Source organism: Dyadobacter soli (assembly GCF_900101885.1).
Classification (GTDB): Bacteria; Bacteroidota; Bacteroidia; order Cytophagales; family Spirosomataceae; genus Dyadobacter; species Dyadobacter soli.
The window spans coordinates 356,731-368,504 of sequence record NZ_FNAN01000010.1; the positions used below are offsets into that span (position 1 = coordinate 356,731).

Here is an 11,774-nt window from a genome sequence, read left to right on the forward strand (position 1 = left end):
AAAAGCTTCGATCATACTTCTCGCAACGTTGTTAGCACAGGCACAGGCAATTAAAGCATTTAACCATACGAACATTAAAATATTTCATCAATGCAAAACACATTTACACTCTTCATTCTCCTTCTCATTTCCACCGCCAGTACTTGTTCTTCCCAAGATGATCCGAAAGCGGTTAGTCAGGAATACGAATCCTGCTGCGGCACCGAACCCGTAGAGTTCTCTTATGAAAAGAAGCGGATCTACATGCCCAATGTGTTTACGCCCAACAAGGATGGTGTAAATGATTATTTCTTCCCTGTCGTAAATGATGTCGTTACCGACGTATGGGGCTTTGCCGTTTACAGTATTGAGGGTGATACAATGCTGTATCAAAAACCCTATTTCAATTCCAAAATGCCTGTGGAAGAGTACGGATGGGACGGATTACGACCGGATGGTTCGCGGTACAAAGGGGCGTTCCGATATAAAATGCGGGTAGACGATATGCTGGCGAACAAGCACATTGTTCAAGGCCGCGCGTGTGCGATCGTATGCGGGAGCAGCTCGGAAGTATTTCAGACAAAAACCGGTTGCTTTTATCCTATTCAGGCAAGTAAGGAGGGCACATTGGATGAATCAATTGCCAATGGAGAGAAGGATTGTTTTAAATAAAACGAAAATCACATTATAATCCCAGTTATACCTATGAAGAACACACACCTCAACAGACTGATATCCTTTGTGATGATGGTCGCGTTTCCCAATATCATCCTTGCGCAGATCAAATTCACCTACGACAATGCCGGCAACCGGACCAAACGGGAATTTAATGCCAGCCTCGTCCAGCTCGATGCAAAGGTACTTCTAAGGGGCGGGTACCGCGCGGGACAGGCTAACATGGCGACCGATCTGCAAACCTATTTCAGCGCAAATTCGGGTTTGCTGCCCGCTACGGACCCCTACGGCGGGAATGTAACTTACAACAATATCGGCAATCCGGCGGGAGCCGCCGGTTCGGTAGTGGATTGGATCAGGATAGAAATTCGCGATGCCGTCAATCCTGCCGTAAAACTTCAATCGAAAAGCCTTCTTCTGAAACCCAATGGAAGTATTGTAGACACCGATGGTACGCTTCCTGAATTCGTCGGGCAAAGCTCGCCGGTACGGGTAGCCGTTTTCCATCGGAACCATCTGGCCGTCCTCAGCAATTCAATCGCTGCTTTCAATGCCGGTACAGCGGCGTACGATTTCACAACGGCCTTAAATAAAGCCAGCCAACTCCCCGGTGACGCCCCCCAAATGGGAAGCGTCAATGGGAAATGGTACCTATGGGCGGGTGATGTAACCAACGACTTGTCTGTCGATGCTACCGATATGTCAATCGCTACCAACGATTTCCTGAAAGGTATTTATGACCAATACCTTCTCACTGATGCTACCCTGGACGGCGGCGTGGATGCTTCCGACATGAGCCTCATGAACGTGGCATTTATCAATAGCTACTACTCGACGCTCACGAATTACGTGCCTTAGAAAGTGATTCTCCTGAACGTCAGGTTGATCCTGGCCCCGTTCTGCGTCTTCGATTTCGGGATACGGTGCTCCCAGGTATGCTGTAAATCGCCCTTCATGATGAGCAGCGACCCGTTTTCCAGCGTCAACCCGTATTTCCGTGAGTGATCGGGCCGGTAACGGAACTCGAACCTCCTCTCCTGCCCCACGCTCACAGACGCGATGATCGGGTTCCGGCCGAGCTCCGTCTCATTGTCGCCATGCCACGCTACGGAATCGTTGCCGTCGCGGTAATAATTGAGCAGCACGCTGTTGAATGCGAAACCCGTCTGCTCTTCGATCCGCTGTTTGAGGTTCGCCAATTCGTCCGTCCATGGGTAGGGTTCGAACCGCGTTCCGGAAAACGTATAGGACCTATCGGTATCGCCGAACCAGGCCATCAGCCGGGGGGCGGTCACCTCTTTGCCATACATTTGCATTACCTGCTGCCGCCAGGGCGTTTCCGCAATCCATTGGCGCATTAGTGCGGCACTATCCGCAGGCGACACGAAACCGGGATAGTATTCCAGCAGGTTTTCGGGAAATTGTAGCGCCTCCTGCGAGCCGAAAAGACTTAATTGTTTCATTCAGTTTGCTGATTGATGTATTTCCAAACATAACAACAAACTGGGCAAAAAAGTCTGGACATTCGATCAGGCTTGCTGGGCGGCAACCGGCAGTGGCACTTCATTTCCCGGTTCTACCCATTGCACCTTCACATTCTGCGTTTCGGCGTGCACGGTAAGTTCTTCCTCCATCTGCGCAAACTGATGGTACATTCCTTCTTTGTGGAAGCCATAATGAATGGGTACCAGCACATCGGCGTGCAGCAAACGCGTAGCGGTGATCGCCTGAATGGGCGTGAGCGTGATAGGCACCGGGCTGGGCTCCACGCGCGGGGCAATGCTCACGACGGCACCATTCACGGGGAGGAACACGGCGTCGAAATGCGGCCAGGTTTTGCCTAACTGCCAGAACTGGTTATGCCACATCGTGTCGCCACCGTGCAGAATCCGCTGGCCGTCAGCCTCGATGACCCAGGAAACCTGCTTGTCGCCGATGCCATCCATCGCGAAAACGGCTGTGATGGTGAAGTTTCCGATTTGCTGCGGCGTGTTCAATGCCGGTGTGAGCGGGGCGAAACCGTCTTTGGTAACTTCGGCAGCAATCTGTTCCGAGACGATAAAACGGCCTTCCGGTTTCAGCACCGTGCGGATCGCTTCGGGATCGTAGTGGTCTGAATGCAAATGCGTGATAAGCGCCAGGTCAACCGGGGTTTCTACGAAGCGGAACGGGTTTTCGGGACCGATATTGGAGCCGCGCTGGTAATTCTGTACTGCATCTATGATCAATGTCTGGCCGTTGGATTCTACTTTCAGGCCTGCCCAGGATAGTCTTTGAAGTTTCATGTGCTGTTGTTTTTAGTACAGCACAAAAGTATTTGTTTTAGATATATGAGAAAAATGATTTATTTTTATCAAAACAATGAACAATACTCATGATATGCTAACACTCCAACACCTCTATATAATTGAAAAAATTACCAGCGAAGGCTCGGTTACCAAAGCTGCCGAGAAGCTCAATCTCACGCAATCGGCGTTGAGCCACCAGATCCGCGACCTGGAAGCGGCCAGCGGCGTGAAGCTTTTCAACCGGATCGGCAAGAAACTCGTGCTGAATGAGGCCGGCCAGCGCGTAGTGAACAGCTCGCAGCAAGTACTGCCGGTGATCCGCGAGCTGGAAAACGAATTGAAAGCAATGCGGGAGGGAAAAAAGCAGACGATCCGGATCAGTACCGAATGCTACACGTGCTACCACTGGCTGCCGCGGCTGCTAAGTGATTTCAATGCGCATTTCCCCGGCACCGAGATCCAGATCGTGGCGGAAGCGACGCGCCGGCCCATGGAATACCTCGAAGCAGGCAAGCTGGAACTGGCGCTCGTGAATGGTACCAATAATAACAGCAGCCTGCATTTCGAGCCGCTTTTCGAAGACCGGATGGTGGCATTGGTTTCGGACAAGCACCCGCTTGCATTGCGCAATACACCGCTGGAATTTTCGGACATGCATCCCGAAACATTGATCGCATTCCAGACGAGCGCCAACAGTAACCTGCTGTCGCCCGACCTGGTATCTCATCTTTCGCCTAAAAAAATCACCCACATTCCCATGACCGGGGCCATTGTGGAGATGGTGAGGTTTGGCCTGGGCATCACGATCATGGCCGAATGGGCGGCCCGCCAATACCTGAGCACCGGCGGGCTTACGACATTGCCTTTTCGTTCGGAGGTGGGTACACGTCACTGGTACACTTGCACACACAAGGACCGTAGCGAAGCATTGAGCGGGCTTGTGAGCAGGATACAATCGGCATTGCTGGGAGTGGAAAACCCGGTAATGGCCTGAGTTCAGGGCATTTCGTAGCCTGAAATAAAAAAGCCGGAAGCAGTAACGCTGCTTCCGGCCCCGGGTTAATTTATTCGTTACCTAAAATTTATAGGCAACGCTCAATGTAGAATTTCTTGGCTTCTGCGGGTTCACCGACCAGTAACCGATGTAATATTCCTTGCTCGTGAGGTTGTTCACATTCAGTGAAATGCGGAAATGGTTTGCATTGTAGAATACGCTCGCATTCAGCAAAGTGTAGCTTGGGAGCGTAAATACGCCCGTCTTGCTGTTGTCGATCACCTTGTACTCTCCCGCATAGTTCCCGCCAATGCCGAAGCCGGCATTTTTCAGCGTACCGCTGTTGATACGGTAAGTTGCCCAGAAATTGGCCAGATTTTGCGGGCCTTGTCCACCGATCGCACGGCCTGGTTCGCTGTAAAAATCTTCCGCATCGCCGGAAATTACTTTGGTTTTGTTGTGGCTGAAACCTGCGATCAGGTTCAGGCCGGTTACCGGATTGGCCACCAGGTCGAGCTCGAAACCTTTGCTGCCAACCTTTCCACCTTGCGTGTAATCGCGGATATTGGCGGGATTAGGCATTACGCGGTCCGATACTTTAATGTCGTAAACCGAAAGCGTGGCTGCGAGTTTATCGGAAAAGAGGTTGGTTTTGATACCATATTCCCACTGATCGGCATGCTCAGGGCGGAACGATTTAATGCGGGGATTGCTGCCGTCGAGGTCGGTAACCTGCTGCGGTGCGACGTTGATGAACGCATTCATGTAGTTCGCGAAAATCGAAACCTTGTCCAGTACCGGCTGGTACACGATCCCGAACTTCGGCGACAATGCCCATTGGTCGAAATCGTCCTCGGAAGTGCTCCGCTCGCCTTTGGAATCGAAGTAATCGGCCCGCAAGCTCACCATCGCGCTCAGTTTCGGCGTGATATTGAGCACGTTGGACGCATATGCACCGAACGAGGTGTTGGTAATGTTGCTGGCACTGCCTTCTAGGCCCGCGAGGAGGTTATCGATCGACGCCGCCGTAAGGTACACGGGTGCGAGCGTGTCGCCCGAGTACGGATCGACGTAGTTAACATCGCCCTGCGGCGTCACATTCCGTGCCGAAGCCCAGCCGGAGCCGTTGTCGATCACATTTCTTCTGAAATAATCCACGCCGACCAGCAGGCGGTTGCGCATGTTGCCGATCTTGAAATCGCCATTGAAATTCTGCTGAATATCGGTCGTGTTGGTCGTTTGCTGCTCTTTATGGAAATATTGGCTAAACCAGTTGTCGCCCGAAACATCGTCCCAGATGTAAGTATAAATGCCGTTCGACTTCACGGTTCCTCTTGAAAAAACGGTCTGTGACGTCCATTGATCCGACAATTTGTAAACAACCTGTCCCTGTAAGTTGAAGCGTGGGTTGCGGATCGTGAGGTCGTTCGAGGTAAACGAAAGACGCGGGTTCAGGTTGAGTTCTTGCAGGTTTTTGAAAGGTAATGGGCTCAAACGATCGGAATGGAAAAATACCGGCGCTACCGCTCTTTCCTCTTCCAGGATTTCGGTCAGTAAATGAAACGACAGGCGGTCATTTACCTCATACACGAGCGAAGGCGCGATGAAAAACGACTTTTTGAAACCGGCATCCTGGAAACTGTTTTCCGAATGGTAGGCCGTGTTCACGCGCAACGCGATCTTGTCGGCCTTGCTCAATGGCGCATTGATGTCCGCTGTCACGCGATTTAACCCGAAACTACCTGCATTATACCCGATTTCGCCGCCAAACTGGTGGTAAGGCTTCTTGGTAATGGTGTTGATCATCCCGCCGTAGCTGTAAAACGCACCGCCGAAAAGCGTGCTCGACGGCCCTTTGATCACCTGGATTTCCTCCACATTCGCCGGGTCGAGGTTACCGCTCGTGAGACCCGGAAGGCCGTTGTAGAGCGATGGCTGTGCATCAAAACCGCGCAACGCGAAGTAGGAAGCCCCATCCCCTGCCCTGCCCGTAGATTCCCACGTGCGCGAGATCCCTGGCACGTTGCGGAGTGCGTCGTCGTAGTTGGTAATGCCCTGCTGCTTCATGATTTCCGACGAAACCGTGTTGTAAACCTGCGGGTTTTCGAGCTTTTTCAGCGGGATTTTAGCCACGATCATGTTTTCGCGGTTCAGATTGCGGGCCGATACAATCACTTCCTGCAACTGTGCCGAGTTTTCTTTCAGTGTAAAATCCAGCGTTGCGGTGCCGCCGGCCGTCACTTCGATCGTCTGCTCCTGTTTTTCAAGGCCGATGAACGACGCTACCAGACGGTGCAAACCGGGCTGAATGTTTTTGATCTGAAATTTACCGTTGCGGTCGGTCAATGCGCCTTTGGCAGTACCTTTCACATTCACCGTAACCAGCTCCACCGGTTCACCGTCGGACGTGCGCACCGATCCGCTGATGGCGCCGTTTTGTGCAAATGCCTTTGCAGCAATGAAATAGAGTGTTATCGCGAGTAGAAATAGCTTTTTTGTCATAGCATTCATTTAGATTTCGCGCAAAAGTATTATTTAAACTAAATCTAAACAATAAAATACGACAAAGAACACTACTTAATGCCGCCCGCTTGCAGCCAGGCCGGTGTGAATGTTATTTCAGCTTGCCCGAATTCACATAAAAATCCGACAGTAACGACAGGAATTCATCCTTCCGCCGCCGCGAAACCTCGATTTCGGTGTTATCGCTCATCCACACCTGCCCACCGTCGCCCTTTACGTACCGTTTGATGTGTTCGAGGTTGATAATGTTGGACTGATGCACCCGGAAGAAATAGTAGTTGTCGAGGATTTCCTCATATTCTTTCAAAAGCCTCGACACGACGATCGCCGGGCCTTTGATAAGGTGGAACTTGGTGTAGGAACCCAGCGACTCGCATTGGATAATGTCCGTCATTTGCACAAAATGGATGCCCTCCGCAGTAGGCAATGCAATGCGCTGGTTATCATTGCGTTTCCGTTCAACGAGCCGCGGCGCACGCACCGGATCGAGCTGCTCCTGCAAAATCTGCAACTGCTCTGGATTTACGCTCCCTACCTTGTCCTTAAACTTTGCTACGGCCGTTTGGAGCTCGTCGGGATCGATGGGTTTGAGCAAATAATCGATTGCGCTGAAACGAAATGCGCGAATGGCGTACTCCTGGTAGGCTGTCGTAAAAATGACCCCGAAATCGACTTTTTCAAAGCTCGAAAGCAGGTCGAAACCGGTTTTGCCAGGCATTTGGATGTCGAGGAAAATCAGGTTAGGCCGCTCCTTTTGGATGAGTTCGATGCCCGCGTCGGCATTTCGCGCTTCGCCGCACACCGTCACTTCCGGGCTTACGATCCGGAGCAGGTTGGTGAGCGCCTCGCGGGCATTGGTTTCGTCGTCGATGATAACAGCGCGTAGAGATTGGGTCATAGTTTATACGTTTTCAATCGGTATGATCATTTTCACCAGCGTACCGGCCGGTTTATTTTGTGTATCAAAAAGATCGATCATTTCAATGCGCGCCTCGCTGTCCCGCTGCCGCAGTGCCTCGAAAATACCGCGCGTCATTTCCTGCCCTCTCGAAATGTGCCCTTCCGTGCGCGGGGAGAAATCCCGGCCGACGCCGTTGTCTTCGATCGTGCAGATAATGTGCCGGTCGCTCAGGCGCGCGGTGATCGTCAGTTTTTTATCTCCTTCCTTCGGCATCAGCCCGTGCCAGATCGCATTCTCCACATAAGGCTGCAAGAGCATCGGCGGCAGTTGCGTATCGAGCAGCACGTCATTTTCCTCTATATCAAAAGAATAGGTAAACTCGTGGTTGAACCGGAAAGACTCGATCTCCACATACATACGGAGCGTATCGATGATTTTTTCGAACGACAAGTACTGGTGATTCGAGTTTTCCATAATGCGCCGCACGAGCTTCGAAAACTTCGAAAGGTATTTGGCCCCCTCCACGCCCCGGTTGGTAAGCAGGTAGTTCTGCACCGAATTGAGGGAATTGAACAAAAAATGCGGGTTCATCTGCGACTGCAATGCTTTGAGGCGCCATTCGGTAATCTGGTGGTCGAGCCGGTTGCGCTCGGCCAGCGTGCTCACGCGCCAGCGCATCATGGCCACGATCAGCCCGGCGATCGTGAGGCCGATAAGTACCCGGAAAAACAATGTGCTCGTAAAATATGGGCGAATGGTAAGCCTGACCACCAGCGGCGCTTTGCTCGCAATGCCCGACGCATTGCTGCTGCGGACACGCAATGTGTACGAGCTTGCCGGCAGGTTAGCGAACGATACCGTGTGCTCATTGCCAATGTCCATCCAGTCGTCGTCATAGCCTTCCAGCTGATAACTGAAACGATTCTGTGACGCCGGTTCGAAATTCAGCGTGGTAAAACTGAAATTGACCGAATTCTCGTCGGGTTGGAGCACAATTTCACTCGCCGGGTCCTGAAATATCTTTTTACCCTTCACCTCCACCGACGCCAAAGCAATGCCCGGTGACCGTACACTTCCGCCGAGCAAGCGGATGTCGAGAATATTCAGCGTGTTGATATGCCCGAGCAATAGTTCGCCGGGCGCATTGTAATAAAATCCGACCGGTGCATTGCTCCGCAGTCCCTCGATCGTGGTAAGGTAGCGGACGGTGCGCGTCTTCGGATCGGCCACATGAATGCCTTCATTCGTACTGAACCACAGCCGGCCGTCGGGCGTTTCGGCGATGTTGGAGCAATAGGTATCTTTTAATTTACCAGAATTGAAATCGAACGAATATTTGATCAAACCATTCGGTGCGACTTTGGACACCCCGCCCCAGCTTGCCACGAGAATGCTGCCATCCGCCGCTACCTGGATCGCATTGATACACTCCCCGCCCAGCCTTTTGCCTTTGTTGATCGCCAGCTTTTCGATATTTGTAAAGACAGCATTTTTTTCGTCAAAATAAAACAACCCCCGCGAACAGGTAGCGATCCACATCCTTCCGTCGGGCGTTTCGCGGATGCATTTAATATAACTCTGATAGACCAGCTTACGACCCTCTTCCGGCGCCCACAAATGCAGCTCCTGCTTCGTGGACGGATCGATTACTTTCAGTCCTTCATTGAGGTTGGCGATCCAGAGGCGGCCCTTTTTGTCCAGCAAACCATCCCGAAAATCCTTGTTATGGAACAGTTGCATTCCTTCCTGCCACGGCTGAAAACTTTGCGAGCTGCTATCCAGGGCAAATGCACCTTTGTCGGTAAACGCAAAGGGTTTTCCGCCGATGGTCCGCACCTTATCCGCGAACGCCTCTTCCTCTGCGTACCGGTACAATTTGAATTTATTGACCGACGGCTGCCAGTACAGCACGCCCGAATGCGACAACCCAAGCCAGTAGCCGCCTTCCTGAGCGGGCTGGATGCTGGCTACCTTCACCGGCATGCGCACCACGCCCGGCGGTATCGCTACGGTGCGGATGCCGATGTTCCGGTAGCGGTATTTGAAAATGCCGTCGCTCGTCCCGATCCAGAGAATGCCGTTCGCGGCGTCGTCGCACATGTCCTTGATCCGGATGCCCTGGTTGTAGAATTCGGGCAAATGGTAAAGTTCATCCCGCTCGGGGTAGTAGACGCTGACACCGTCGTTCGTGCCCACGAAAAGCGCGTTCCGCCCATTCTCATCCCGCGATTCGCGGACGCAAACCACGTCGTTCTGCTCAAAACCGGCCTTCCGGATCGAAAATTTGTGATCGGATGGCGAATATTTTATCAAGCCATACTCATAACCACCGATCCAGAGATTGCCCGCCGAGTCCTGCGAACCCCGGCTCAGGCGGATACTGATCCGGTTTTCGGGATAAACCGCCGCCGGTCCGAGCACGCACACCAGCTTGTCGGCCTTGCGATCGTAATAATACAAACCGAGCTCCGAAACGATCCACAATACACGTTGGTGGTCTTCGAAAAAGCTCGCGTACTGGTACACGTCCCCGCCGTTGCCGGAAGCCGCAAATGTGTAGCGCGAGAGCTTCCTGCGGGCGATATCGTACCGCTGTACCGAGGTATAGTCGCAAACCCACATCTGATCGTACGAATCCACCATCCCCTGTTCGTGAAGGTCGTTCCCGATGTCCTGGTCGTCGTAATTATTGTGTACCAATGTGGTGACCTCCATTGTTTTCCGGTCAATCCGGGCTATCCCGCGTGTATCCACCGAAGTGTACAAATCACCTTTCGAATCCGTGGATACTCCCGAGCAATAGCCCAGTTGCAGGCTATCCAGGCGCAGGAACGAATAGCCGTCGTACCGGCAAAGATTCCGCCCCGTCCCGATCCACAGAAAGCCGTGCCTGTCCTTGTTGAGGCACCAAACGTCGTTGGAAGGCAGCCCCTCCTTGGTAGTGAGATGTTCGAGCGTGATCACGGGCATCTGCGCACGGGCACTACCGCCAAGCAGACTTATGCCGATCAGAAAAACGAGCATCGAAGAAACGGAAATCCGCATGCGGGTTCAGGAAAGCTGAGCAAATAATATCTTTAAGCGAAACCGCGACGCTTCTTACTCCCTGAATTGCACCATCGCGACCTGCATTTCGGCCCGGACCGACGTGTGGATCTGCGCACTATTACGTGCTGCACGCCTGCGAGCCAGGCTTTTCGCAGCCTCAGCATTGATTTTTTCGATGTAACAGAGCGTCAGCAAAGCCGCGAAAGTAAGGTAAGTTAAAAATGTCTTCATAAGCATGTGCGGTGGCGTTCAGAAAAATACGAGGCTTAACAGGATGATCACTGTGATAAACAGCAATGCAATCCAGTCGAACTCCCGGTCAAAAAACTTCCTGATCTCCCCTTTCACCAACCTCTTCCCCTCTCTTTTTGCCCGGTTATCGCCTCTTTCCATACGCCTGTTGTTGATTTTTGATTGATTGATACCCTAAAAATCGCCGGAAACCGCACAAAAATGGCCGCAGCTTCAAATCCGGCACTACCAAACCCATAGCTGGCGGAAAACATCTGATATCCGGAGCGGCCACTGAACATGACTTTTTCCACCTCCCCCAACGCATCGCCGTAGCCACACTGCTGATCGCCATCCGCACCCCGCATGTTACCGGTATATGAATTCAAAAAAATTTAAATTTTTTTAGGCGTTTAAATTTCTAAATGTGAGTTAATTGCGAAATTTCCTGCATTTCCGCTTAAAAAATAGTGCTCTCAAAATTTGTTTGATAAAATCCCAATTGTACTTTTGCACCACGATACGGCGCTGCGGCAGACAGATCGAAACGAAAAAAGGCTGAATGTTAAGTTTTCATGAAAGCCACAAAGTTTCAAAGAGTCAGAAAAAGCGCCACTAAAATATAGATCGATTCCGTAGCTCAGCTGGTAGAGCAATACACTTTTAATGTATGGGTCCTGGGTTCGAATCCCAGCGGGATCACTTGAAGCGCCTCAAAGGGCGCTTTTTTCGTTTAAAAACGTCATTTTTTCACTGTTTTCGAAGATAGGCATATCATTCTGATTCAATCCAGATCAAAGCATTCGGTAACCTATTCGGTAACCTGCGGATCAAATCAAAAACTTGTGGAGCGCATAGGATTTTCTAGGTTTGTGTTTTTAATCAACCTAGTTCGTTTTGGAGAGTTTCTTGCCTATTATCCAGTTTCTATTACCAGAGTTTATCCTTGAAAATTTTGAATTGACATCCATCGACCGTCAGGATGGAGTATTTCACGTGCATATAGATGAGAAGAATGCGGATGAGAATGACCCGGAGAGGAAGAATTTGCTCTCCAAAGGGTTCTTTCCGATGATTACTGTTCAGGATTTTCCAATTCGGGGCCATAAGGTCTTCCTTCACATCAAACGCCGCA

General features: G+C 51.4%; 11 protein-coding genes and 1 tRNA gene. 5 read left to right on the forward strand and 7 right to left on the reverse strand.

Annotated features, from left to right (window positions below; translation table 11 throughout):
• Positions 1–90: 90 nt before the first annotated feature.
• The gene (locus BLQ88_RS18380) at positions 91–651 is read left to right on the forward strand and encodes a T9SS type B sorting domain-containing protein (RefSeq protein ID WP_090153114.1); all 561 of its coding nucleotides are present in this window, start codon (positions 91–93) and stop codon (positions 649–651) included.
• A gap of 33 nt (positions 652–684) precedes the next feature.
• A complete protein-coding gene (locus BLQ88_RS18385; RefSeq protein ID WP_090153116.1) occupies positions 685–1,512 on the forward strand; it encodes a hypothetical protein in 828 nt (275 codons plus the stop codon).
• Here the strand turns inward: BLQ88_RS18385 and BLQ88_RS18390 are convergent.
• Complete coding sequence (locus BLQ88_RS18390; RefSeq protein ID WP_090153119.1) at positions 1,509–2,117, reverse strand: alpha-ketoglutarate-dependent dioxygenase AlkB family protein; 609 nt, start codon at positions 2,115–2,117, stop codon at positions 1,509–1,511. The two genes, BLQ88_RS18385 and BLQ88_RS18390, sit on opposite strands and share 4 nt — an antisense overlap.
• Before the next feature lie 66 nt (positions 2,118–2,183).
• Positions 2,184–2,939, reverse strand: coding sequence for an MBL fold metallo-hydrolase (locus tag BLQ88_RS18395; RefSeq protein WP_090153121.1), 756 nt, complete (start codon positions 2,937–2,939; stop codon positions 2,184–2,186).
• A gap of 76 nt (positions 2,940–3,015) precedes the next feature.
• Here BLQ88_RS18395 and BLQ88_RS18400 point away from each other — a divergent pair, with 76 nt between their 5' ends.
• The gene (locus BLQ88_RS18400) at positions 3,016–3,936 is read left to right on the forward strand and encodes a LysR family transcriptional regulator (protein ID WP_090153127.1); all 921 of its coding nucleotides are present in this window, start codon (positions 3,016–3,018) and stop codon (positions 3,934–3,936) included.
• 81 nt (positions 3,937–4,017) lie between these two features.
• Here BLQ88_RS18400 and BLQ88_RS18405 read toward each other — a convergent pair whose 3' ends face one another.
• From BLQ88_RS18405 to BLQ88_RS18425, 5 genes are all read right to left on the reverse strand, one after another.
• Positions 4,018–6,438, reverse strand: a complete 2,421-nt coding sequence (locus BLQ88_RS18405) for a TonB-dependent receptor (protein WP_090153193.1) — start codon at positions 6,436–6,438, stop codon at positions 4,018–4,020.
• A gap of 112 nt (positions 6,439–6,550) precedes the next feature.
• On the reverse strand, positions 6,551–7,357 hold the full coding sequence (locus BLQ88_RS18410) for a LytR/AlgR family response regulator transcription factor (RefSeq protein WP_090153130.1): 807 nt from the start codon (positions 7,355–7,357) through the stop codon (positions 6,551–6,553).
• 3 nt (positions 7,358–7,360) lie between these two features.
• Complete coding sequence (locus tag BLQ88_RS18415; RefSeq protein ID WP_090153133.1) at positions 7,361–10,405, reverse strand: sensor histidine kinase; 3,045 nt, start codon at positions 10,403–10,405, stop codon at positions 7,361–7,363.
• A 54-nt stretch (positions 10,406–10,459) separates the two neighbouring features.
• Entirely contained in the window at positions 10,460–10,639 is a 180-nt protein-coding gene (locus BLQ88_RS18420) for a hypothetical protein (protein WP_090153135.1), read from the reverse strand.
• Positions 10,640–10,752: 113 nt separating this feature from the next.
• Entirely contained in the window at positions 10,753–11,028 is a 276-nt protein-coding gene (locus BLQ88_RS18425) for a hypothetical protein (protein ID WP_143016868.1), read from the reverse strand.
• Between the two features lie 240 nt (positions 11,029–11,268).
• Here BLQ88_RS18425 and BLQ88_RS18430 point away from each other — a divergent pair.
• Together BLQ88_RS18430 and BLQ88_RS18435 are read left to right on the forward strand one after the other, a co-directional pair.
• A tRNA-Lys gene (locus BLQ88_RS18430) sits at positions 11,269–11,341 on the forward strand.
• A 195-nt stretch (positions 11,342–11,536) separates the two neighbouring features.
• The coding region (locus BLQ88_RS18435; protein ID WP_090153195.1) for an ISAon1 family transposase N-terminal region protein at positions 11,537–11,774 on the forward strand (238 nt) is incomplete at its 3' end.

Bases quoted from the DNA above. Each gene is read 5' to 3' on its own strand.
- BLQ88_RS18380 (WP_090153114.1), top strand. From the start codon at position 91: ATGCAAAACACATTTACACTCTTCATTCTCCTTCTCATTTCCACCGCC.
- BLQ88_RS18385 (WP_090153116.1), top strand. From the start codon at position 685: ATGAAGAACACACACCTCAACAGACTGATATCCTTTGTGATGATGGTC.
- BLQ88_RS18390 (WP_090153119.1), bottom strand. From the start codon at position 2,117: ATGAAACAATTAAGTCTTTTCGGCTCGCAGGAGGCGCTACAATTTCCC.
- BLQ88_RS18395 (WP_090153121.1), bottom strand. From the start codon at position 2,939: ATGAAACTTCAAAGACTATCCTGGGCAGGCCTGAAAGTAGAATCCAAC.
- BLQ88_RS18400 (WP_090153127.1), top strand. From the start codon at position 3,016: ATGAACAATACTCATGATATGCTAACACTCCAACACCTCTATATAATT.
- BLQ88_RS18405 (WP_090153193.1), bottom strand. From the start codon at position 6,438: ATGACAAAAAAGCTATTTCTACTCGCGATAACACTCTATTTCATTGCT.
- BLQ88_RS18410 (WP_090153130.1), bottom strand. From the start codon at position 7,357: ATGACCCAATCTCTACGCGCTGTTATCATCGACGACGAAACCAATGCC.
- BLQ88_RS18415 (WP_090153133.1), bottom strand. From the start codon at position 10,405: ATGCGGATTTCCGTTTCTTCGATGCTCGTTTTTCTGATCGGCATAAGT.
- BLQ88_RS18420 (WP_090153135.1), bottom strand. From the start codon at position 10,639: ATGAAGACATTTTTAACTTACCTTACTTTCGCGGCTTTGCTGACGCTC.